19 protein-coding genes and 1 tRNA gene are annotated in these 21,848 nt (G+C 66.9%); 12 read left to right on the top strand and 8 right to left on the bottom strand.

What is annotated here, in order from left to right; all coding sequences use genetic code 11:
- Positions 1–2 precede the first annotated feature (2 nt).
- Positions 3–1,652, bottom strand: a complete 1,650-nt coding sequence (argS, locus tag NNX37_RS00500) for an arginine--tRNA ligase (RefSeq protein WP_255790015.1) — start codon at positions 1,650–1,652, stop codon at positions 3–5.
- Between the two features lie 127 nt (positions 1,653–1,779).
- Here argS and NNX37_RS00505 point away from each other — a divergent pair, with 127 nt between their 5' ends.
- Genes NNX37_RS00505 through NNX37_RS00515 form a run of 3 tightly spaced genes read left to right on the top strand, consistent with a single transcriptional unit; the run spans position 1,780 to position 4,646 of the window.
- Positions 1,780–2,259, top strand: coding sequence for an FMN-binding protein (locus tag NNX37_RS00505; protein ID WP_255790024.1), 480 nt, complete (start codon positions 1,780–1,782; stop codon positions 2,257–2,259).
- 3 nt (positions 2,260–2,262) lie between these two features.
- The gene (locus NNX37_RS00510; RefSeq protein ID WP_255790032.1) at positions 2,263–3,132 is read left to right on the top strand and encodes an FAD:protein FMN transferase; all 870 of its coding nucleotides are present in this window, start codon (positions 2,263–2,265) and stop codon (positions 3,130–3,132) included.
- The gene (locus NNX37_RS00515; RefSeq protein ID WP_255790034.1) at positions 3,129–4,646 is read left to right on the top strand and encodes an FAD-dependent oxidoreductase; all 1,518 of its coding nucleotides are present in this window, start codon (positions 3,129–3,131) and stop codon (positions 4,644–4,646) included. Before NNX37_RS00510 ends, NNX37_RS00515 begins: the two co-directional genes overlap by 4 nt.
- 138 nt (positions 4,647–4,784) lie before the next feature.
- Here NNX37_RS00515 and NNX37_RS00520 read toward each other — a convergent pair whose 3' ends face one another.
- Positions 4,785–6,131, bottom strand: coding sequence for an HNH endonuclease signature motif containing protein (locus NNX37_RS00520; protein ID WP_255790036.1), 1,347 nt, complete (start codon positions 6,129–6,131; stop codon positions 4,785–4,787).
- 706 nt (positions 6,132–6,837) lie between these two features.
- Between NNX37_RS00520 and NNX37_RS00525 the strand changes: the two genes are divergently transcribed.
- Positions 6,838–6,910, top strand: a tRNA-Arg gene (locus tag NNX37_RS00525).
- A gap of 159 nt (positions 6,911–7,069) precedes the next feature.
- Here NNX37_RS00525 and NNX37_RS00530 read toward each other — a convergent pair.
- Positions 7,070–7,573 carry a DUF6176 family protein gene (locus tag NNX37_RS00530; RefSeq protein WP_255790040.1) on the bottom strand — a complete coding sequence of 168 codons (504 nt, stop codon included), beginning with the start codon at positions 7,571–7,573 and terminating at the stop codon, positions 7,070–7,072.
- A gap of 172 nt (positions 7,574–7,745) precedes the next feature.
- Here NNX37_RS00530 and NNX37_RS00535 point away from each other — a divergent pair, with 172 nt between their 5' ends.
- The 6 genes from NNX37_RS00535 (at position 7,746) to NNX37_RS00560 (ending at position 13,253) form a co-directional block, all read left to right on the top strand.
- Positions 7,746–8,324 (top strand): TetR/AcrR family transcriptional regulator, encoded by a 579-nt coding sequence (locus NNX37_RS00535; RefSeq protein WP_255790041.1) that lies wholly within the window; start codon positions 7,746–7,748, stop codon positions 8,322–8,324.
- A 103-nt stretch (positions 8,325–8,427) separates the two neighbouring features.
- Entirely contained in the window at positions 8,428–9,213 is a 786-nt protein-coding gene (locus tag NNX37_RS00540; RefSeq protein WP_255790043.1) for an ABC transporter ATP-binding protein, read from the top strand.
- Complete coding sequence (locus NNX37_RS00545) at positions 9,210–9,974, top strand: ABC transporter ATP-binding protein (RefSeq protein WP_255790044.1); 765 nt, start codon at positions 9,210–9,212, stop codon at positions 9,972–9,974. The genes NNX37_RS00540 and NNX37_RS00545 overlap by 4 nt, the downstream gene beginning before the upstream one ends.
- Positions 9,974–10,852, top strand: a complete 879-nt coding sequence (locus NNX37_RS00550; RefSeq protein WP_255790045.1) for a branched-chain amino acid ABC transporter permease — start codon at positions 9,974–9,976, stop codon at positions 10,850–10,852. Before NNX37_RS00545 ends, NNX37_RS00550 begins: the two co-directional genes overlap by 1 nt.
- Positions 10,849–11,976 (top strand): branched-chain amino acid ABC transporter permease, encoded by a 1,128-nt coding sequence (locus tag NNX37_RS00555; protein ID WP_255790046.1) that lies wholly within the window; start codon positions 10,849–10,851, stop codon positions 11,974–11,976. The genes NNX37_RS00550 and NNX37_RS00555 overlap by 4 nt, the downstream gene beginning before the upstream one ends.
- Positions 11,976–13,253, top strand: a complete 1,278-nt coding sequence (locus NNX37_RS00560) for an ABC transporter substrate-binding protein (protein ID WP_255790047.1) — start codon at positions 11,976–11,978, stop codon at positions 13,251–13,253. Before NNX37_RS00555 ends, NNX37_RS00560 begins: the two co-directional genes overlap by 1 nt.
- A gap of 131 nt (positions 13,254–13,384) precedes the next feature.
- Here NNX37_RS00560 and NNX37_RS00565 read toward each other — a convergent pair whose 3' ends face one another.
- Positions 13,385–13,837: a MaoC family dehydratase gene (locus tag NNX37_RS00565; protein WP_255790049.1), complete on the bottom strand. Its 453-nt coding sequence runs from the start codon at positions 13,835–13,837 to the stop codon at positions 13,385–13,387.
- Between the two features lie 2 nt (positions 13,838–13,839).
- Entirely contained in the window at positions 13,840–14,613 is a 774-nt protein-coding gene (gene fabG, locus NNX37_RS00570; protein ID WP_255790050.1) for a 3-oxoacyl-ACP reductase FabG, read from the bottom strand.
- 219 nt (positions 14,614–14,832) lie between these two features.
- Between fabG and NNX37_RS00575 the strand changes: the two genes are divergently transcribed.
- Both NNX37_RS00575 and hrpA read left to right on the top strand, forming a co-directional pair.
- Positions 14,833–15,831 (top strand): helix-turn-helix transcriptional regulator, encoded by a 999-nt coding sequence (locus NNX37_RS00575; RefSeq protein ID WP_255790051.1) that lies wholly within the window; start codon positions 14,833–14,835, stop codon positions 15,829–15,831.
- Positions 15,832–15,844: 13 nt separating this feature from the next.
- Positions 15,845–19,753, top strand: coding sequence for an ATP-dependent RNA helicase HrpA (gene hrpA, locus NNX37_RS00580; RefSeq protein WP_255790052.1), 3,909 nt, complete (start codon positions 15,845–15,847; stop codon positions 19,751–19,753).
- Here hrpA and NNX37_RS00585 read toward each other — a convergent pair.
- The 3 genes from NNX37_RS00585 to NNX37_RS00595 all read right to left on the bottom strand — a co-directional run bounded on the left by NNX37_RS00585 (position 19,750) and on the right by NNX37_RS00595 (position 21,797).
- Entirely contained in the window at positions 19,750–20,178 is a 429-nt protein-coding gene (locus NNX37_RS00585) for an HIT family protein (RefSeq protein ID WP_255790053.1), read from the bottom strand. The genes hrpA and NNX37_RS00585 overlap by 4 nt on opposite strands.
- Positions 20,179–20,271: 93 nt before the next feature.
- Positions 20,272–21,138: a sulfurtransferase gene (locus NNX37_RS00590; RefSeq protein WP_255790054.1), complete on the bottom strand. Its 867-nt coding sequence runs from the start codon at positions 21,136–21,138 to the stop codon at positions 20,272–20,274.
- Entirely contained in the window at positions 21,138–21,797 is a 660-nt protein-coding gene (locus tag NNX37_RS00595) for an MBL fold metallo-hydrolase (RefSeq protein ID WP_255790055.1), read from the bottom strand. Before NNX37_RS00595 ends, NNX37_RS00590 begins: the two co-directional genes overlap by 1 nt.
- Positions 21,798–21,848: the final 51 nt, after the last annotated feature.

Genomic DNA, 21,848 nt, shown 5'->3' on the forward strand with positions numbered 1-21,848 from the left:
AATTACATCCGTTCGGGTGCGGAGACTCCCAGCAGGCCCAGGCCGTTGGCCAGGACCTGGCGTGCGGCCAGGTTCAGCCACAGGCGGGTGCGGTTGGTGTCGGTGATTTCCTCGTCGCCCTGGGGTGCGATGCGGCAGGCGTCGTACCAGCGGTGGTAGGTGCCGGCGATGACCTCGAGGTGGCGGGCCACGCGGTGCGGTTCGCGGAAGGCGCTGGCCTGCGCGACGACGCCGGGGTACTGGCCCAGTGCGGCCAGCAGTGCGCTTTCGGTGGGGTGGATCAGCAGCGATGCGTCGAAGGCGGAATCGTCGACGCCGGCGGCCTCGGCGTTGCGGGCCAGGGCGTGGGTGCGGGCGTGGGCGTACTGGACGTAGAACACGGGGTTCTCGTTGCTGCGCTTGGTCAGCAGGTCCAGGTCAACGTCGATGTTGGAATCGGCGGAGAAGCGGGCCAGCGTGTAGCGGGCGGCGTCCACTCCTACGGCTTCCACGAGGTCTTCGAGGGTGACCACGGTGCCGGCGCGCTTGGACATGCGTACGGGCTTGCCGTCCTTGACCAGGTTCACCATCTGGCCGATCAGTACCTCCACGCATTCCGGGTCGTGGCCCAGTGCTGCTGCGGCGGCCTTCAGGCGGGCCACGTAGCCGTGGTGGTCAGCACCCAGCATGTAGACGTTCAGGTCGAAGCCGCGCTCGCGCTTGTTGTGGATGTAGGCAATGTCACCGGCAATGTAGGCGGCGTTGCCGTCCGACTTGATGACCACGCGGTCCTTGTCGTCGCCGAAGGCGGTGGAGTTCAGCCACCAGGCGCCGTCCTTTTCGTACAGGTTCTCCGAGCCCTTGAGCTGTTCGAGGAGCTTGGCCACCTGGCCGTTTTCGTGCAGCGAATCCTCGTGGAAGAAGACATCGAAGTCCACGCCGAAGTTGTGCAGGGATTCCTTGATGTCGCCGAACATGAAGTCCACGCCGACGGCGCGGAAACGTTCCTGGGCCTCGGCGTCGGGCAGTTCGGTGATGTTAGGTTCGGCGGCCAGCACGCGGTTGGCAATGTCGACGATGTACTCGCCGGCGTAGCCGTCTTCCGGGGCGGGATCACCCTTGGCCGAGGCCAGCAGCGAGCGGGCAAAACGGTCAATCTGCGCGCCGTGGTCATTGAAGTAGTACTCGCGGGTGACCTCCGCCCCCTGGGACTGGAACACCCGGGCCAGGGCATCGCCGACGGCGGCCCAGCGGGTGCCGCCCAGGTGGATGGGACCGGTGGGGTTGGCGGAGACGAACTCCAGGTTGATCCGGGTGCCCTTGAGAATTTCCGACGTGCCGTAGGCGGGGCCGGCGTCGACAATTGTCTTGACCAGTTCACCGGCTGCACCGGCGTCGAGGGTGATGTTCAGGAAGCCCGGACCGGCAATGTCGACCTTGGCCACACCGGCGATCTTTTCCAGCCGGCCCTTGAGGATCTCTGCGAACTGGCGGGGGTTCATGCCGGCCTGCTTGGACAGCTGCAGGGCGATGTTGGTGGCCCAGTCACCGTGGTCCCGGTTCTTCGGACGCTCCACGCGCACCTCCCCGGGCAGCTCGATGCTGAAGTCACCGGCATCGATGGCGTCTTGGAGGCAGGCAGTTACGGCGGAGGAAAGTTCTTCAGGAGTCACCGGTTAAGCATAGCCGGGTGCGCACGGGTCCCGTTTTGTATGACAGGCCTTACTCTGTGCGGACACAGCCTCCGCAGTAATCATGCGATGTAATAAAGGGGAACAGTCCCCATCCCCAAGGAGAACCGTGAACCGAGCGAGCAAGTCCCTGCTGTGTGCCGCTGCCGGCCTGTCCCTGCTCTCGGCGGCAGGCTGCGCTCCGGGCGAGGACACCGCCGACGCAGATCCGGCTCCCGCTGAGTCTCCCGCTTCGTCGTCCGCTGAGCCATCCGCCGCTTCCTCCCCCGATGCTGCAGCCGGCTCCGGCAGCTACGCCGACGGCGAGTACTCCGGCACCGGAAGCTACATCCCGCCGTCGGGCACCTCGGAGGACGTGGATGTCACGCTGCAGCTGGAAAACGGCGTGGTGACGGAACTGGACGTCGAGACCTCACAGAAGAACCCGACCTCCAAGCAGTACCAGCGTGAGTTCACCTCCGGCGTCAAGGAGCAGGTGGTCGGTAAGAGCCTGGACGAACTCGATGTGGACAAGGTGGCCGGCTCCTCGCTGACCAGCCAGGGCTTCAACCGTGCCCTGGACGCCATCCGTTCCGAAGCTACGTCCTAGCCCGTGCACACCCTGGGGTTTGAGGCGATCGGCACGCAGTGGTCCCTGTCCACCGCTGTGCCGCTGGATCCGGACACCCAGGCTGCCGTGGCGGATCTGGTCGACAGCTATGACCGGACCTATTCGCGCTTCCGGTCCGATTCCACCGTGGCGCGGATGGCCGAAGCAGCAGGAAGCTTCGAGCTCCCCGCCTCGGCCGCACCCCTGCTGACGCTCTTCGATACCCTGCAGCGGCTGACGGGCGGAGCAGTGAACCCGCTGGTGGGGCGCTCGCTGGAGGTGTTGGGGTACGACGCCGCGTACAGCTTCCAGCCATCGGGTCCGCCTGCGCCCGCTGCCGCCTGGGTGGAAACCGTGTCCTGGACCGCCGACGCCCGCGGCATCACGCTGACCACCGCGGCTCCGGTGACCTTCGACATCGGTGCCGCCGGGAAGGGGCAGCTCGTGGACCTCGTCAGCGCGCTTCTGGCTGATGCCGGCCACCGGGAGTATGTGGTGGATGCCGGTTCGGACCTGCGTCATGCCGGTGCTGCTCCCCTGCGCGTTGCCCTGGAACATCCGTATGACACCACCCGGGCCATCGGGGTGGTGTCCCTTTCGGACCGGGCACTATGCGCCTCGGCCGCCAACCGGAGGCACTGGGGCGACGGCCTGCACCATGTGCTCGATGCCCGCACCGGTTCCCCGGTGGACACCGTGGCAGCCACGTGGGTTCTGGCAGCCGACGCCATGACTGCCGACGGCCTCGCCACGGCCCTGTTCTTTACCGAGCCGCGCGAACTGGTCCGCGAGTTCGCTTTCGACTACGTCCGGATGTTCACTGACGGCCGGGCCGACTATTCCCCTGCGATGGCTGGAGTCCTATTCCCATGAGCGTTTCTGCCCCTGCCGCACCGCGGACCCTGAACACTTTCCTGGGGCGCTGGACCATGTACCGCTTCACGGTGTGGGTCCTGCTGGCATTAGCTGCCTGGTCCTTTGTCCTTTCCTTCGCCGGAGTTCTGTTCTACACACCGGCAGAGCTGGGCGCGACGGCGGCGACGGCGGTGGCTTCCACGCTGATCACCAGCCGGGTGGCAGGCCTGCTGCTGCGCACCCGTCCGCAGACCGATTCCTCGCTGATCACCGGCCTGCTGCTGTATTTCCTCTTCTGGCCCAGTACAGAAGGTGCGCAGCTGGGAGCGGTGGCACTGGCGGGCGCCGTTGCGACGGCGTCGAAATATCTGCTGGCCTTCCGTCGCCGGCACATTTTCAATCCGGCGGCCGTGGGGGCTTTCGTGGTGGCCCTGACCGGTCTGGGCGGTGCTGTCTGGTGGGTTGCGACTCCCGGCATGCTGATCGCCGTTCTTCCGGCTGCCGTCCTGGTGCTGTACCGGAACCGGCTGCTGCCGATGGCAGGGATCTTTGTTCTTACTGCAGCGGCCGTGACTCTGGCCCGTTTCCTTGCTGCCGGCGAGTCCCTTGCCGGCGCCCTGACGACCATTGCCGTGTCCTACCCTCTGGTGTTCCTGGCCGGTTTCATGCTCACGGAGCCTCTGACCCTGCCTCCGCTTCGCGTTCAGCGCCTACTGGAGGCCGCCGTCGTCGGTGTGCTTTTCTCCGTGCCGTTGTCTCTGGGGCCCGTGATGATGTCTCCGGAACTGGCCCTGCTGGCGGGGAACCTGCTGGCCTTTGCGATGGGCCAGCGCGGAGCTGTCCGGCTGCGGCTGCTCGAGACCCGCGAGCTGACTCCGACTGCCCGGGAACTGGTGTTCGAGCCGTCCCGTCCTGTCCGTTTTCGTGCCGGCCAGTACGTCGAGCTTGCCGTGCCGCACTTCGAGCCGGACTCGCGGGGCTCCCGGCGTATTTTCAGCATCACCACGCCTCCCGCGGAACCCGGCACGGTAGCGGTGGGGCTGCGCGTGGCTGAATCAGGGAGCAGTTTCAAGACTGCCCTGCTGCGGATGCGGCCCGGGGCCGAGGTTGGCGCCACTGCCGTCGCCGGAGATTTCCTTCTGCCGCGGGACGCGCACACGCCGGTGCTCATGATTGCGTCGGGTATCGGCATCACCCCTTTCATCAGCCAGTTGCGTCAGATACGCGGCGAGGACCGGGACATGGTGCTGGTGTATGCGGCTTCCTCCGTAGACGAGCTCGCTTATGCCGGGGAACTGCGGGACATGAACGTGCGGGTACTGGTCTGCACGCCCTCCGATCCCGGCATCTCCGGATGGACCTGGCTGGGTCCGGGACTGCCTGACGCGGCGGTCCTGAGCCGGGAGATTCCCGACATCAGCGGCCGGGCTGTGTACGTTTCCGGCTCACCCCGTGCAGTGGCTGCGGCCCGGAAGGCTGTCCGCGGTGCCGGCGGGCGGCGGATCCGGACGGACCCGTTCCTTGGGTACTAGGCCGAGGGCGGCCCAAGAGCCAGCCCCGCGGCGCAGAATGGCGGTCTCGGATTCCGGCAGGGTCGCGCAGTGTTGGTTTGTTGGTTTGTTGGTTTGTTGGTTTGTTGGTTTGTTGGTTTGTTGGTTTGTCCGGCGCGGTCAGAATGGCGGCGCGATTTCCTGCCGGGGCCCGGTTTCCTTATGGTTCGCCTTTCCCTGGTCCTTTCGTGGGTCCGATCCCGTGTCCGGTGGTCCGAGTTCCAGGAAAGGTTCGGTGCGGTAAACCCGTCCGGTCGGTGAGGTCCACTCGATCACTCCCGGTGTGGGTTGAAAGGCCTTCCAGTAACCGAGGGTCTTGAACCGGTGGTGCCTGCGGCAGAGGTGTTCCAGGTTTCCGTGATCCGTGGGTCCGCCTTTCGCCCAGTCGGTGGTGTGGTCGATGTCCGCGTTCGCGGTACTGACCCGGCAGCCAGGGAATCTGCAGGTTTCGTCGCGCGCCCGGAGCCAGCGGCGGAGCCCGGCCGGGACTTTTCGGCGCCGTCCCACCCCGAGAATTTCTCCTGTCCGTGGATCCTGCGCAAGGCCGGTCCAACCGACGGCGTTTCGGGCCAGCCTGCGGGCCGCTTCGGCGCTGATGGGTCCGTAACCGTGCAGTTCGGCCGGCCGATCGTCTGCGCCAAAGAGTGTCTCGGCGTTGATCAGGACCATGAGCTCAGCCCGGGGCACGACTCCGGCGTCATCGCAGTCGGTCCTGCTGGCGCTTGCCTTCTCTGCCCTGCCATCGCCGTCAGATGTACCGCTGGCACGAGTTGAGCCGAGGCCACCCATCAGCAGCTGCGCGAGAATGTCCGCACGCAGCTGGTCCATGGTCCGGCTATCGCCGGCTACCTGTTCGCCCCGCGCGGCAGTGCTGAGAGTCGTGTAGATCTGCTGCGCCTCCGCGGCCCGCAGGTGGGCGGAGAGACAGGACATGCCGTCCTCTTCCCGGTCCAGAGTGACCTTGCGCTGCTCGAACGCGGTCAGGTGCCGTTTGCTGATGGTGTCCGGATACTTTTTCTCGCGCAGCCTTCGGGCCTTGGCAGAGAACTGGGACCGCGTCTGCCCCTCCGCAGCCTTCAACAGGTCCGCTTCAAATTCCGGGAGCTCTTCGGCGGGAACGTTTTGGCATTGATCCAGCACAACCTGCGCGTGCTGGTAGGACAGCCGTCCTTCTTCCAGAGCGCTCAGTGTGGCGGCATGGGTGCTGTAGAGCATGCCGGCCTCAAACATCATGCGTTGGGCCGTGACCTGCGGGACGTTCAGGATGGCGGCGCATTCAGAAGCTGCGAGGCTGAACGCCATCCCGGGTTCGAGCCGCCCCGACGCGGCGTGGAAATCGTCCCGGAAAATCTCCTTCATCCGGTTCATTAGGCGGGCCTCCTGCGCCTGCACCCAGGACATCGCATGCGCCATTCGGGACAAGGCTTCACCGACCATTGCTTCGTCAAAGGATTCAAGGTTCTGCAACGCCAATGTCCCGGTGAAACCGTCCGGATACCCATCGGCAGGAATCCCGGCTTCGGAATCGGAAACTGTGGGACCTCCGGAATCGGGGGCTGAACAATCGTCTCCCGAATCAGCGGCGGTGGGAGCTCCGGAATCGGCTGGTTCGGAGACGGATGGGTCCGCAAGGCCAGGCCCGGCGTCAGGTCCGGAATTCTCGGCCGGCTGGGTGCCAGCCTCGCCATCGTTCTCGGGAGTGGCAGCAGAAGTTTCGGTACCCGCGTCAGCGTCCGCATTCCCGACGGGCTCGACAGTCAGTTCAGCCCGGTACACCGACAGGGTGCACGCCGCGCGGGGCGCATCCGCTTCACCAGTCTGCCCTGTTGGCTGCTGGTCTTCCCTGCCTGGCTCTTCGGTTGTCCGTCCGGTGTTCCCGAGCTGATCCATACCCTCAGGATTTCATCCGGCACTGACATTTCCAGGCCAAAAACAGCTCCAAAACGTCCCGTCTGGAAACCTCAAATACTTGTCTTTCTCACGCCACTACCTACCCGCATAAACGGGCGCCCATAACCGCTTTTCGGGCGACGCAGTTCAAGGCTTCGGGAAAGCGCCAGGGGGAACACATCAGGTGCACCGCCTGTCCGCCTGCACATGGGTTTTCCTCGCCCGCCCGAAACCTGCTAAGCTTCTTGAGTCCCACAGGACCTGCCGGTTTACTGGCGTCCTTGCCCTCGTAGCTCAGGGGATAGAGCGGTTGCCTCCGGAGCAACAGGCCGTAGGTTCGAATCCTATCGAGGGCACGTCGAGACACCATAAGAACCCCACACCGATTCGTCGGTGCGGGGTTCTTTTGTTTACCCCGTTGTTTTCCGGAGTCGCTGACCCGGCGTCGCCGAGTCCACGTCGCCGACTCCGCGGGCCAGCTGTCCGCGACGGTAACGCGCAGCCCAGTCCGCCCCCTAGCCCGCGGGAGCGGCGGCACTCGCGCCACCCGCGGTAGCACCGCCGCCGGCAGCGCGCTCGGAACCGGCAGCGCCCTCGACGGCGGCACGCACCTCCGGCGGGCAAAGGAAAAACCGCGGTTGCAGCTCCTCCCACCCCGGCAGCTTGGTCTTCTTTCCGTACTCCAAATGTGCCTGGTCCAGCGGGTTGTCGGGAACCAGCCCGGGACTGGCATCCCCCATCAGCTGGAAGTGGTACATCCACCAGGATCCGTCCGCTTCCTGGTTCAGGAAGGTGGCTTCCAGCGCCATCAGTTCCCGGCCCAGAGTCGCCAGGCATTCGTCGTAGCGCGAGTGCAGCATCGCCATCCAGTCGTCGAACAAGGACTCACGGGAATCCAGCAGCCGTGCCCTGCTCAGCTCCATCCGCATCCCCGCAGGCACCGACGCCGGCATGGGCCAGCCGGAGAAATCCGGAGCGGACGGCACGAACGGGAGAGACGGATATGTGGGTGAGGTCATGCCCACGACGGTAGCGGAACCCACGAGAGCCGACTTCCACGCCCCGCCGGAATTGTTTCCGCAAAACCCTTGCGCGGGCTGCCCCCTCCCGGGTTATGGTGTTCGCACATACCAACCGGTCGGTTCCCGCGCCGGCTCAGGCCACACCACGAGAAACCCGGACACCAGCCGCATGAAGACCCTGAACATCAAGGAAGAACTCACACGGACTTCCGTGGAGCTCTTCGCGCGGCAGGGCTACGCAAAGACCAGCGTGCAGCAGATCGTGGATGCAGCCGGCGTTACTAAGGGGGCGCTCTATCACTACTTCAATTCCAAGGATGACCTGCTCTTCGACATCTATGACCGCATCCTGACGCTGCAGCGCCAGCACCTGACCGAGATTATCGGGCGGGGGCTGCCGGCAGTTGAAACCATGCGTCTGGTCTGCGAGGACGTGGTCATGACGTCCATCGACTGGATCCGCGAAGGATCAGTGTTCTTCCGCTCCCAGCACATGCTCAGCGAGGACCGCCAGGAGGAAGTGAAACGGCGGCGCCGCGAATACAACGATACGTTCACCGCCCTCCTCGTTCGCGGCCAGAACGACGGCGTCTTCCGCACGGATCTGCCGATCCCCGTGCTGGCTGCCAACTTCTTTTCCGACCCGCACTATCTCTCGTACTGGTACTCCCCCGGCGGGTCGATCAGCCGCGAACAGGCGGCTGCTCAGCTGACCGAGCTCTACCTGGCCGGACTGCAGGCAAAGTAACCACCGCACCTCCTTTACTACCCGCACCACCGCACCTCCCGCACTACCGCAATACCGCACCACGCGCCGTATTCAAGGTAAGAGCAGAGACGATGGAGTACTCATGCAGGAGCAACATACCGACCGGTCGGAACCACCACGTCTGCGGCTGGACGGAATCACGGTCCGGTTCGGAGGCCTTACCGCCCTCGATTCCGTGTCCCTGGAGATCCCGGCCGGCAGAATCGTGGGAATCATGGGCCCCAACGGGGCAGGGAAGACCACCCTCTTCAACGTGATCTGCGGAGTCTTCCCGCCCGCGGAGGGAAGCCTTCAGCTGGACGGACACGGGTTCACTCCGAAACCGCACCGCCTGACCCGATCCGCAGTGGCACGCACCCTGCAGGGGCTTGGCCTGTTCCCCGGCCTGACGGTGCTGCAGAACGTCACGGCAGGGTTGGCAGCCGGCTCACGCAGCGGACTCGACCTCCTGGCCCTGCCCGGCTCCGTCCGCAGAGAAGCCCGGCTCGCGGAACGAGCGATGGAAGCGCTGGAGGCACTCGGCGTCGCCCGCTACGCCCCGGCCCTCCCGGACACCCTGCCCTACGGCATCCGCAAGAAGGTGGCCCTGGCCCGTGCCCTGGTGAGCGAACCGAAGCTGCTGCTGCTGGATGAACCGGCCGGCGGACTGGGCCACGACGACATCGAGGAACTGGCAGCGATCATCCGCACCGTACCCGGGGACGGGTGCTCGGTGGTGCTGGTGGAACACCACGTGGACCTGGTCATGGAGGTCTGCGACCGCATCGCCGTGCTGGATTTCGGCCGCCTGATCGCCGAAGGCACACCTGCCGAAATCGGAACCGATCCCGCCGTCGCTGATGCCTATCTAGGGGTTGAGGTGGCATGACCGGCGGACTGGTACTGGAAGGCGTCACCGCCGGCTACGGAGCCGTCCGCGTGCTCCATGACATTGACCTTGCCGTGGCGGACGGATCCATCACCGCGGTAGTCGGAGCCAACGGTGCCGGCAAGACCACCCTCCTGCGCACCATCACCGGCCAGCTGCGGCCCTCGGCCGGAAGCATCCGCCTCACCGGCGGAGCCGGCGGAAAGGGCGGAAAGGGCGGAGAGGGCGGAAAGGGTGGAACGGACCTGACCCGGGTGCCGGTCGAGGACATGGTGCGCCACGGCGTCGCGCTGGTGCCTGAGGGCCGGGGCGTCATCACCGAACTGACAGTGGAGGAGAACCTGCGCCTGGGCGGACTGTGGCGGAAGGACCGCAGGGCAGCCGCCGAGGTGCTCACCCAGATGTACGAGCTTTTCGAGCCCCTCGCCCGGCGTCGGAAGGCTGCCGGACACCAGCTCTCCGGCGGCGAGCGCCAGATGCTGGCGCTGGGACGGGCCCTGATGGCCGCACCTGCACTCCTGCTCCTCGATGAGCCCTCGCTGGGCCTTGCCCCCAAGGTGACGGCATCAATCCTGGGCATGCTCCGCCGCCTCCGTGACGACACCGGGCTGACCGTCCTGCTGATCGAGCAGAACGTCCGCAGCGCTCTCGCCGTCGCGGACCACGGAGTCGTCCTTAACCTGGGCCGCGTTGTCGCCTCACGTCCGGCGGCCGAGCTGGCCGAAGACACCGACCTCCGCCACACCTACCTGGGGTTCTAATGGACAGATTCCTCTTCCTGACCTTTGACGGCCTCGCCCGCGGCGCCGTCCTCGCGGCCTTCGCGCTGTCGCTGGTCCTGATCTGGCGTGCGGCCCGGATCGTGAACTTTGCGCAGGGCGCGATGGCAGTGGCTGCCACCTACATCGCCTTCACCGTCACCGCACTCACCGGGAGCTACTGGGCAGGACTCGCCGCTGCCCTTATTGCGGGTTTCCTCATCGGTGCCCTGGTGGAGCGCGGCGTGATGCGCTTCGTCGGCAACGGCTCCGCGTTGAACCCGGTCATTGCCGGGCTGGGCCTGCTGATGCTGATCCAGGCCGTCCTGGGCATGGTGTTCGGAAACAACTACCGGACCATGGTGACCCCGTTCAGCTCGGACCCGGTGGAAATCTTCGGCATTACCGTCTTCTCCTCCCATGACCTCTTTGTGTTCGCCTGCATAGCGGTGCTGGTGGGCGGCCTGGTCCTGCTGTTCACGAAGACTCCCCTCGGGCTGCGGCTGCGGGCCTCCGCCTTCGCCCCTGACCTGGCCCGGCTCCTCGGGGTGCGGACCTCGCGGATGCTCACCCTGGGCTGGGCCATGTCTTCGGCCCTCGGTGCGCTCGCCGCCCTGCTGGTCATCCCCACGGAACTCGGACTCAATCCGCACGCGGCGGACGCGGTCTTTGTCTACGCGTTCACCGTGGCCGTTATCGGCGGCCTGGACTCCCCCGCCGGCGCCGTCCTGGGCGGGCTGGCCGTCGGCGTGCTGCTCAGCTGGGTCAGTGGCTACTGGGGTGCAACCCTGGCGCCGATCGCCATCCTGGTCCTCCTGCTGGCCGTGCTGCTGATCCGCCCCGGTGGAATCTTCTCGATGGCTAAGGAGCGCACGGCATGAGCGTCATGAAGCGGTACCTTCTGGCTGCCGCGGCAGCGGTGATCCTGATCGGCCTCACGTTCGTCGTCCCCTCGTTCACCTCCTACCAGCTGGCCACTGTCTGCGCCTATCTGTGCGGCATTGCTGGGCTCACCCTGCTGACGGGCGCCGGCGGCCAGCTCTCCCTCGGACAGGCAGCCCTCATGGCCGCCGGTGCCTACAGCTACGCACTGACTGCCAATTCAATGGCCGACGCCGGCACGGAAGGAACGCTGCTGCTCCTGGTGCCGTTGGCCGCAGCGGTCCTCGGTGCCGCCGTCCTCGGCCTGGTCATCGGCCTGGCTGCCGGCCGGCTCCACGGCCCCTACCTCGCCGGCTTCACCATGGCACTGGTCGTGGCACTGCCCGCGGTCACCAGCACCTTCTCCTCAGTGCTCGGCGGTGACCAGGGCCTGTGGATCACCGTGGAGAAACGCCCGACGGCGCTGCGCGGCACCGTGTCCAACGAGGCCTGGCAGGCGTGGCTCGCCGTGGTCTGCTCCGTCCTGGTCCTGACCCTGCTGGCGAACCTGCTGCACGGCCGCTTCGGCCGCCACCTGCGGGCCGTACGGGACAACCCCGTGGCGGCAGCACTGGCCGGCATCAACCCCGCCCGCACCAAGGTCACCGCGTTCGTCATCAGCTCGGCCGCGGCGGGCATGGGCGGCGGTCTGCTGGCCTACACCACGCAAAGCGCCAGCCCCGGAGCGTATTCCCTGGTGTTCTCCCTGTTCCTGCTGATGGCCGCCGTCGTCGGCGGTATCGGTTCCCTGACCGGCGCCGTCTGGGGAGCCCTGCTCCTGGTTGCGCTGCCGCACCTGATCAGCACCGCCACGGCCCGGCTCGACCTGTCCGCGGACCTGGCCCAGCGGCTGGACGGCAACCTTGCCGTGGCCATCTTCGGACTGGTCCTGATCCTCGTGGTGCTGCTTGCGCCGCAGGGCATCCAGGGCCTGCTGGTGCGGATCGGCCGCCGGATACGGCCACCCCGCGCCGTCTCCCCTCCGCTTTCGTCCCCGAAACCCGCACCACCGTCAACAGCAACACCACCAACCCGGATACCCGCCCCGCACGGGCAGCTACCGGCAACCCCGAAAGGTCAATGATGATCAGTTCCAAGCTCCGACTGGGTACCGCCGTCCTTGCAGCTGCAGCCCTCGGCCTTGCCTCCTGTGCCGCTCCGGAGGAAGGGGGCGAGGCCGCCGCGGAGGATGTACCCGGGATTACCGACACCACCGTCACCGTAGGCACGCACCAGCCGCTGACCGGACCGGCAGCCGCCGGTTACTCCACTATTTCGCCGGCCACCAAGGCGTACTTCGACTACGTCAATGACCACGGCGGCGTCAACGGCCGCAGCATTGAGTACATCGTGAAGGACGACGGCTACAACCCGGCCAACACCCAGACCGCAGTCCGCGAAATGGTGCTGCAGGACGAGGTCTTTGCCCTGGTGGGCGGACTCGGCACCCCGCCGCACAGTGCAGTCCTGGATTTCGTCAACGACAACGAGGTGCCGGATCTCTTCGTTGCCTCCGGCAGCCCCACCTGGAACCAGCCGGAGGACTACCCCTACACCTACGGTTTCATGGTGGACTACCCCACCGAATCACGGATCCTGGCCACCTACGCGCAGGAAGAATTCCCGGACAAGACCTACTGCTTCTTCGGCCAGGATGACGACTTCGGCGAGGAGTTCCAGGCCGGCCTGGAAGCGGTGCTCGGGGAAGACGGGCTCGCAGATGCCCAGGTCTACTCCACGGCGAACACCGATATCGCCGCGCAGATCAGCTCCATGAAGGAAGCCGGCTGCGAGGTCAACTTCCTCGCCACCATCAACGGCTTCAGCGCCCAGGCTGTGGGGACCGCCGCGAAACTCGGGTATTTCCCGCAGTGGATGGCGTCCTCCGCCGGCGGCGACTTCAACACCCTGTCCGGCTATCTGGGCGAGAACACCAACAAGCTGCTGCAGGGTTTCGTCAGCGCCAACTACCTCCCCGCCTACTCGGACACGGAGGACGAATGGACCGCTAAGTTCTCCGAGATCAACGAGGAATACAACGCCGGAGCACCTTTTGACGGCAACACGATCTTCGGAATGTCCATCGGCTACCTCTTCGTCGAGGCATTGAAGGAAGCCGGGGAGAACCCGACCCGCGAGTCCCTCATGGAAGCACTCGGGTCCGGGAACGTCACCGGCAACGGCCACACACCGCTCGGGTTCGGCGAGGACAGCCACCGCGGATACACCGGAGCGATGCTGACCCGGGTGGACAACGGCGTGCAGTCCTACTTCGGTACCCCGTACGTCGTCACCGGCGAAGAGGTCGAGGAATACACCGAGGAACGGCCGGCCATGCCGGCCGACGGCCTGCCGGAGTAACCTCTGCAGCCCAAACCTGGCCGCTCACAAAGAGGGCCCGTCCCGCCGGACGGGCCCTCTTTGTGTAGCCGGGTTGTGCAACAGGGTTATGTAGCCGGGGTCTTGCAACGGGGTTGCGTAGCCGGATGCCGCTACTCGAACACGTACAGCGAAATGGACTCCGCGACGGCGGCAGGCTTCTCCACACCCTCAATCTCAATGGTGACGAGGAGCGTGACCCGCACTCCCTGGGGCACGGTCTGAACCGACACGATTTCCGACCGTGCACGGACCCGGCTGTCCACCGGCACGGGATGGGGGAAGCGCACCCGGTCCAGCCCGTAGTTCACTCCCATCACCATGCCGTCCACCCGGAACCGGCCGGAGGCAAGCGCCGGAAGGAGGGCCAGGCTGAGGTACCCGTGCGCGATGGTCCCGCCGAACGGGCCATTCGCAGCCCGTTCGGGGTCCACATGGATCCACTGGTGGTCATCGGTGGCGTCGGCAAACCGGTTGATGCGGTCCTGGTCAATGAGGACCCACTCGCTGGTCTCCACCTGGCCCACCGCACCGGCAAGCTTTTCAACCGAGCTGAAGCGGGCCACCGCTAGGCCTTCGGTCCGCCGGCAACGTAGAGCACCTGTCCCGAAACGAACGAGGCCTCCTCCCGGGCAAAGAAGGACGCCGCAGCGGCAATGTCCGCCGGGGTCCCGGCCCGGCCCACGGGAATCTCCTTCGCCGCATGTGCCACGAAGTCCTCGAACGGCACCCCGACGCGTTCCGCCGTCGCCCGCGTCATATCGGTGGAGATGAAGCCGGGCGCAATCGCGTTGACGGTGACGTTGTACCGGCCCAGCTCAATCGCGAGCGTCTTGGTGAAACCCTGGATGCCGGCCTTGGCTGCGGCATAGTTGGCCTGGCCCCGGTTGCCGAGGGCGGAAGTGCTGGACAGGTTGATGATGCGTCCCCACTTCTGCTGTACCTGGTGGGCCTGCACGGCACGGCTCATGAGGAACGCCCCGCGCAGGTGCACGCCCATCACGGCATCCCAGTCCGTGTCCGTCATTTTGAACAGAAGGTTGTCCCGAAGGATGCCCGCATTGTTGACCAGGATGGTGGGCGCGCCAAGCTCCCCGGCAATCCGGGCCACTGCCTGTTCGACGGCGGCAGCATCGGCTACGTCCGCGCCGACACCCACAGCCTTGCCGCCGGAATTGTTGATGGCCTCCACAGTGGCGGCTGTGTCCTCCTCGCGCAGGTCTAGGACGGCCACGCGGTGGCCGTCCGCTGCGAGCCGCAGGGCGACGGCGGCACCGATCCCGCGTCCTGCTCCGGTAACGACGGCGGTGCGCTGGTCATACGGTGCTGGGACCTCGGTCATGTCTCTCCTGCCGGTGGCGGCAGCCCACCGACTGTGTGCTGCGTCTCTTTCGCCGAGGGTACCGACCGGACGGTACGGGCGCAACGAGGGGACGGAAGGTTGCCCCCGGAAGGTACTCAGCGGGACATCCCTGGGACGGATCGGCATTCTGACCCGGCCGGCCGGATTAGTTCCCCATCAGGACAGCTTTCGTCCTGATGGGCGCGTAGCTTGGATTCCATGTTGGAGACATCCGCGCGGCTCCTGCAGCTGCTTTCGCTGCTGCAGCTGAGGCGCGAGTGGACCGGCGCGGCGCTCGCGGAGCGGCTCTCCATCACCGAACGGACGGTCCGCCGGGACATCGGCAAGCTGCGCACCCTCGGATATCCCATCTCCGCGTCCCCGGGCATTGCCGGCGGCTACCAGCTCGGTGCCGGTGCGCAGCTGCCCCCGCTGCTGCTCGACGACGACGAGGCCCTCGCCGTCGCACTGGGCCTCACCGCGGTGGCCACAGGCCCGGTGACCGGAATCGGGGAAGCCTCGGTGCGGGCGCTGGCGAAGCTGGAGCAGGTCCTGCCCGGGCGCCTCCGGCCCCAGTTTTCGGCCCTGCGGCAGTCGGTGTCCACCCTGTCCGGCCCGCCGGGGGGCGTGGACCCGGAAATTCTCACCGCGTTTTCGGCCGGCATCACCGAGCACCGGGTGGTGAGTTTCCGTTACACCGCGGCCGACGGCGGCTCCGGCCGGCGCCTGGTGGAGCCCTACCGGCTGGTCAGCACCGGGCGGCGCTGGTACGCCGTCGCGTGGGACCTGGACCGCGCCGACTGGCGGACCTTCCGGGTGGACCGCTGCACCAGCACGCCCGCGCAGCGCGAGCGGTTCACACCCCGGCCCCTGCCGGCCCGGGACCTGGCCGTTTACGTCCAGGAATCCATTACCCGCAACCCCTACCGCTATACCGTGGTGGTGCGGCTGGCCGCCCCGCTGGCTGCGGTTGCCGAACAGGTGCCTCCTGACGTGGCCAGTGTCGAAGCCGACGGCCCCGGGCACACCATCGTGCGCGGCGGCTGGGATTCCCTGGACCTGCCCCTGATCACCCTGACCACCTGGGGCGTGCCGTTCGAAATCATCGACCCCCCGGAGATGCGCGAGCGGGCCCGCCGTGCCGCCTCCCTGCTGCAGCACGCCGTCGAAATCCCGCCCACGGCGGAATCCGGAAAGACCGTCCGGCCAAGCCACTAGACTGGTGGCAATCATGGCACTGACAATTTCCTATCCCGAACAGCTGCCCGTTTCCGAGCGCCGCGAAGACATCATGGCAGCGATTGCCGCCAACCAGGTCACCGTCATCGCCGGCGAAACCGGCTCCGGAAAAACCACGCAGATTCCGAAGATGTGCCTGGAACTCGGTCTGGCCGAGCACGGGCTGATCGGGCACACCCAGCCCCGGCGCCTGGCCGCGCGCACCGTGGCCGAGCGGATCGCCTCCGAGCTCGACGTCGAACTCGGCGAGGAAGTGGGCTTCCAGGTCCGCTTTACCGGGGAAACCGGCCGGAAGACGAAGGTCAAGCTGATGACCGACGGCATCCTGCTGGCGGAAATCCGGCACGATCCGATGCTGAAGAAGTACAGCACCATCATCATTGACGAGGCCCACGAGCGCAGCCTGAACATCGACTTCATCCTCGGGTACCTGCGCCGGCTGCTGCCGGCGCGCCCGGACCTGAAGGTCATCATCACTTCGGCGACCATCGATCCGCAGCGGTTCGCCGAGCACTTCGCCCTCAACGGCACTCCGGCCCCCATCATCGAGGTCTCCGGCCGGACCTTCCCGGTGGAGATCCGCTACCGTCCGCTGAACCAGCCGGCCGACGGCGGCAGCGACGAAGAGGGCATCGAGGACGAGCTCGAAGAGGACCGGGACCCGGTGGACGCCGTGTGCGACGCCGTCGACGAGCTTTCCCGCGAGGCGCCCGGCGACGTCCTCGTGTTCTTCTCCGGCGAGCGGGAAATCCGCGACGCCGCCGACGCCCTGCGTTCCTCCGTCTCCCGCAACCCCCGGCTGGCCAACACCGAGATCCTGCCGCTGTTCGCCCGGCTCTCCCTGGCCGAACAGCACAAGGTCTTCTCCCCCGGCCGGAACCGGCGGATCATCCTCGCCACCAACGTGGCCGAGACCTCGCTGACGGTCCCCGGCATCAAATACGTCATTGATACCGGTACGGCACGCATCTCGCGCTATTCGCACCGCACGAAGGTCCAACGCCTGCCGATTGAGCGGATCTCCCAGGCTTCCGCCAACCAGCGCTCGGGGCGCTGCGGCCGTGTCTCCGACGGCATCGCGATCCGGCTGTACTCGGCGGAGGACTTCGAGTCCCGGCCGGAATTCACCGATCCCGAAATCCTGCGCACCAACCTGGCCGCCGTGATCCTGCAGATGGCGGCCATGGGCGTGGCCAAGGGGCCCAAGGACGTTGCGGATTTCCCGTTCGTCCAGCCCCCGGATTCCAAGGCCATCAACGACGGCGCCGTGCTGCTGCGCGAACTCGGTGCCCTGCATCCCCAGGGCGGCATCACCGAGGTGGGCCGGAAGCTCTCCCAGCTGCCGGTGGACCCCCGGCTGGGCCGGATGATCGTCGAGGCGGGCAACCGCGGCTGCACCAAGGAAGTCATGGTGCTCACGGCCGCGCTGACCATCCAGGATCCGCGCGAACGCCCCTCCAAGGACGATCCGGCCCGGGCCCAGAAGGCCGCGGAAATGCACAAGCGGTTCGTGGACGAGAACTCGGATTTCACCGGGTACCTGAACCTGTGGCGCTATGTGGAGGAAAAGCAGAAGGAACTATCCTCCTCGGCCTTCCGAAGGATGTGCAAAAACGAGTTCCTCAACTTCCTGCGGATCCGCGAATGGCAGGACCTGTTTGCCCAGCTGCGCCAGCTGGCCAAGCCGCTGGGGATCACGCTTGCCCCCGAACCGGTGGACCCCGTGGGCAAGTACCGGGAAATCCATATGTCCCTGCTGGCCGGACTGCTCAGCCATATCGGCCTCTACGACCAGCGCAAGCGTGAATACACCGGCGCCCGCGGCACACGCTTCGCGGTCTTCCCCGGCTCGGCCCTGTTCAAGAAGTCCCCGGACTGGGTGATGGCTGCCGAGCTGGTGGAAACCTCCCGCCTGTGGGCACGGGTGGCGGCGAAGTTTGATCCGCTCTGGGTGGAGGACGTTGCCGGCCACCTGGTGAAGCGCACCTACAGCGAACCGCACTGGTCCAAGAGCCGCGGGGCCGTGATGGCCTATGAGAAAGTCACCCTCTACGGCGTTCCGGTGGTGCCGCAGCGCAGCATCAACTACGGCCGCATCGACCCCGTGCTGTCCCGCGAAATGTTCATCCGGCATGCCCTCGTGGAGGGCGACTGGCGTACCCACCATAAGTTCTTCCACCGCAACCAGGCCCTGCTGGCCGAGGTTGAGGAGCTGGAGAACCGGGTCCGCCGCCGCGGGCTGCGCGTGGATGACGAAACCCTCTTCGAGTTCTACGACGAGCGGGTGGGCGCCGACGTCGTCTCCGAACGCCACTTCGACAAATGGTGGAAGCATGCCCGGCACGAGGATCCGGCACTGCTGGACTTCGACCCGGACGCGCTGCGCACCGATGACGCCGAGGGACTCGACGAGAAGGACTTCCCGAAGTCCTTCTTCTACGGTTCCTTCGAGCTGCCGCTGACCTACGAGTTCACTCCCGGCGTGCCCACTGCCAACGACGGCGTCACGGTGGAAGTGCCGGTATTGTTCCTGAACCAGCTCACCCCCGGACCGTTCGCCTGGCAGATCCCCGGCCTGCGCGCCGAGCTCATTACGGCCCTGATCAAGTCCCTGCCCAAGGCGATCCGGAAGAACTTCGTTCCGGCGCCCGACGTCGCACGCTCGGCGGCCGCGGCACTGGCCGCTGATTTCGACCCGGCCTCGGACGAGCTGGAGCCGTCCCTGGAACTGGTGCTGCGCCGACTTAAGGGATCGATCATCCCGCCCGGTTCCTGGAACTGGGATGCCGTCCCGGACCACCTCCGGATGACGTTCACCGTGGTGGATTCCTCCGGCCGGGTGCTGGACGAGGGCAAGGACCTCGCCGCACTGCAGGAGTCCCTCGCCCCCGCCACGCGCCGGGCCATCGCGGAATCCCTCGGCGCCACACCGTCCACCGTGCAGCCGCGCGGACCCAAGGGCCCCAAGGGCAAGGCCTCAGCTGCCGCAGACGGCAACGGTTCCGGCGGCGCCGGCAACGGTTCCTCCGTGGCGGAACGGACCGGACTGACCGAGTGGAGCATCGGCACCCTGGAGAAGCAGGTGCAGCGGCTGGTGGCCGGGCATACGGTGACCGGATACCCGGCACTGGTGGACGAGGGCAGCACCGCGGGCGTGCGGATCTTCCAAAGCGCCGGCGAGCAGCAGGCCGCCATGCGTGCCGGCGTCATCCGGCTGCTGGTGCTGCGCGTGCCCAGCCCGGCGAAGTACGTGCTGGAGCACCTGAGCAACACCGAGAAGCTGACCTTCAGCCAGAACCCGCACGGAAGTGTGGCTGCGCTGATCGAGGACTGCACCTTGGCCGCGGTGGACAAGCTCACCCCGGAGCAGCTCCCGTGGACGCGGGCCGAGTTCGACGCCCTGTATGAAACCGTGCGGGCCGAACTGATCGACACCGTCTTCACCGTCACCGCGATCGTGGAGAAGATCCTGGCCAGCACCCGGCGGATCACCAAGGCCCTGAAGGGCACCACGTCGCTGGCCCTGATCAGTGCCCTGAATGACATCCGGGCGCAGCTCGACGCCCTGGTGTACCCCGGGTTCGTGGCCCGCACGGGCTACGCGCAGCTGATGCACCTGCCGCGCTACCTGGCCGGCATTGAACGCCGGCTGGAGAAGCTGCCGGGCAACGTGCAGCGGGACGGGCTGTCCATGGCTGTGGTCCACCGTCTCGAGGACGAGTACGACGACGCCGTGGCGGCGCTGGCGCCCGGTCGCGGCACTCCCCCCGAACTGGCGGAGGTCCGCTGGATGATCGAGGAACTGCGGATCAGCTTCTTCGCGCAGGAACTGGGAACGGCCCGGACCGTTTCGGAGAAACGGATCCGGACCGCCCTGAACTCGGCGCTGGCTCCGGCCTAAGCCTCGGGGACGAAGGCCCCGTGCCCGGCGTCGCGCAGGCCCTGGCGCAGCTTTTCCGCGTTGGCCGCCATCCGCCCGGGATCCGGATTGGACTCGGCCCGGCTGAAGTCGAAGTCCTGCAGCGAGTTGGCCGGCCAGACGTGCAGGTGAAGATGGTCCACCTCGAAGCCGGCAATGCTGAGGCCGGCCCGCTCCGAGCCGAAGACGGACACCTGCGCCTGGCCGATGGCCTGGGCCACCGTGGTGAGCTTCTGCATCAGGTCCACCGGTGCGTCCGTCCACTTGTTGATCTCCGCGCGCGGAACCACCAGGGTGTGGCCGTCGCTGAGCGGACCGATGCTGAGGAACGCAACGGCGTCGTCGTCTTTCCAGACGAAATGTCCGGGAATTTCGCCGTTGATGATCCGGGTAAAGAGTGTAGGCATGGGTGCTCCTTCAGGTTGTCCCTTTGATGCGGCGGCGGGCAGGGGCGCCCGCAGCGGCGGAGGAACGGGTCGGCCGGTAAACATGATTCGACGCTACCCCTTTTGCGGCGGGTTTTCGGCCCGGCCCGGATCCGCGCCAACGGCCGCCGGCGTGCCCGGCGTGCTGGACCACTGCGACCAGGAGCCCGGATACAGTGCCGCGGACGTGCCGGCCTGCGCCAGGGCTGCGACCTCGTGGGCGGCGAAAATGCCCGATCCGCAGTACGCCGCCACCGGCCGGTCCGGCCGGACGCCCAGGGCCTCGAAGGAGGCGCGCAGCTCAGCAGGGCTGCGGAAGGTACCGTCCGCGGCGAGGTTGTCGGTGGAAGGCCGGTTGACGGCGCCCGGGATATGGCCTGCACGGGGATCCACCGGTTCGGTCTCTCCCCGGTAGCGTTCCGGCGCCCGCGCATCGAGGAGGGTTCCCTCGGCCGCCACCCGGCCCGCCTCGGGCAGGCCGACCACCGGCATGTGTCCCCAGGACAGGTATGCCGTCCCGGGCTCCGGCTGCACCGGACCGCTTGCCAGCGGCAGTCCGGCCTCACGCCACGCGGCGAGGCCGCCGTCGAGCAGGTAAACGTCCGTCTCTCCCGCGTGCCGCAGCAGCCACCAGGCGCGGGCCGCGGAGGTGCCGGCGGCGTCGTCGTAAACCACCACCGTGTCGCCGTCATTCAGGCCCCAGCCGCGGGCGGCCGCGGCGAAGGCGGCAGGATCCGGCAGCGGATGCCGCCCTTCCGCCGGAACGGCGGGCGCCGAGAGTTCGGTATCCATATCCACGTAGACCGCTCCGGGCAGGTGTCCGCGCAGGTACTTCTCCCTCCCGTCGGCGGCGCCCAGGGTCCAGCGCACGTCCAGCAGGACGGGCGGGCGCGGGGACCGGAGGCGTTCGTGCAGCTGCGCTGCGGAGATCAGGATCTCCATTACAGGTCCACGGTTTCCCCGGCGTCCAGGTGCCGGAACTCGGTGCCGTAGATCTTGCCGAACCGGGTCACGTGCCCCTCGACCATGCCCAGGCCGCGGTCATTCAGGAGCGCCTCGTGGATGGGGTAGGCCCGCTCTGCTCCGGTGGCAATGACAAAGTCGATGACCTCCCCCGCCTTGGACCAGGGTGCGTGGATCGGCACCAGCACGGTCCGCGGCTTCAGGCCGTTGGGGACCACGAAGGAATCCCCCGGGTGGTAGACCCGGCCTTCCACCAGGTAGCCGATGTTGGCCACGACGGGAATCAGCGGATGAATCAGGGCGTGCTGGCCGCCGAAGGACTGGATGCCGAACCCGGCGACGGTGAAGCTGGTGTTGGGTTCGACGTCGTGGATGCGGCCGTCCACCTCCGGCGGAGCTTCGCTGCGAAGGAGTGCCGCGAGGCCCGCCGGGGCGTGAAGCTCCAGCGACGGCTGCTCCTGCATTGCGGCAAGCACCCGCGGACGGTCCAGGTGGTCTGCGTGCTCGTGCGTGATCAGGACGGCGTCCGCTTCCCTCAGCGCCGTTTCAACTTCGGAAAAGGTGCCGGGATCCAGCACCAGGACGTGCCCGCCCTGCTCGAAACGGACACAGGAGTGCGTGAACTTCGTCATTTTCATAGCGCCACCCTACTCCGGAGGCGTTCGGCCGTGCAGGACGGGCCACCGGTG

The organism is Arthrobacter zhaoxinii (assembly GCF_024385505.1).
Lineage (GTDB): Bacteria > Actinomycetota > Actinomycetes > Actinomycetales > Micrococcaceae > Arthrobacter_B > Arthrobacter_B zhaoxinii.

What these genes read in the sequence shown, in the direction of transcription:
- NNX37_RS00515 (WP_255790034.1), top strand. Translation starts at nt 3,129, where the DNA reads ATGAGCGTTTCTGCCCCTGCCGCACCGCGGACCCTGAACACTTTCCTG.
- NNX37_RS00530 (WP_255790040.1), bottom strand. Translation starts at nt 7,573, where the DNA reads ATGACCTCACCCACATATCCGTCTCTCCCGTTCGTGCCGTCCGCTCCG.
- NNX37_RS00535 (WP_255790041.1), top strand. Translation starts at nt 7,746, where the DNA reads ATGAAGACCCTGAACATCAAGGAAGAACTCACACGGACTTCCGTGGAG.
- NNX37_RS00540 (WP_255790043.1), top strand. Translation starts at nt 8,428, where the DNA reads ATGCAGGAGCAACATACCGACCGGTCGGAACCACCACGTCTGCGGCTG.
- NNX37_RS00545 (WP_255790044.1), top strand. Translation starts at nt 9,210, where the DNA reads ATGACCGGCGGACTGGTACTGGAAGGCGTCACCGCCGGCTACGGAGCC.
- NNX37_RS00550 (WP_255790045.1), top strand. Translation starts at nt 9,974, where the DNA reads ATGGACAGATTCCTCTTCCTGACCTTTGACGGCCTCGCCCGCGGCGCC.
- NNX37_RS00555 (WP_255790046.1), top strand. Translation starts at nt 10,849, where the DNA reads ATGAGCGTCATGAAGCGGTACCTTCTGGCTGCCGCGGCAGCGGTGATC.
- NNX37_RS00560 (WP_255790047.1), top strand. Translation starts at nt 11,976, where the DNA reads ATGATCAGTTCCAAGCTCCGACTGGGTACCGCCGTCCTTGCAGCTGCA.
- fabG (WP_255790050.1), bottom strand. Translation starts at nt 14,613, where the DNA reads ATGACCGAGGTCCCAGCACCGTATGACCAGCGCACCGCCGTCGTTACC.
- NNX37_RS00575 (WP_255790051.1), top strand. Translation starts at nt 14,833, where the DNA reads ATGTTGGAGACATCCGCGCGGCTCCTGCAGCTGCTTTCGCTGCTGCAG.
- hrpA (WP_255790052.1), top strand. Translation starts at nt 15,845, where the DNA reads ATGGCACTGACAATTTCCTATCCCGAACAGCTGCCCGTTTCCGAGCGC.
- NNX37_RS00585 (WP_255790053.1), bottom strand. Translation starts at nt 20,178, where the DNA reads ATGCCTACACTCTTTACCCGGATCATCAACGGCGAAATTCCCGGACAT.
- NNX37_RS00590 (WP_255790054.1), bottom strand. Translation starts at nt 21,138, where the DNA reads ATGGAGATCCTGATCTCCGCAGCGCAGCTGCACGAACGCCTCCGGTCC.
- NNX37_RS00595 (WP_255790055.1), bottom strand. Translation starts at nt 21,797, where the DNA reads ATGAAAATGACGAAGTTCACGCACTCCTGTGTCCGTTTCGAGCAGGGC.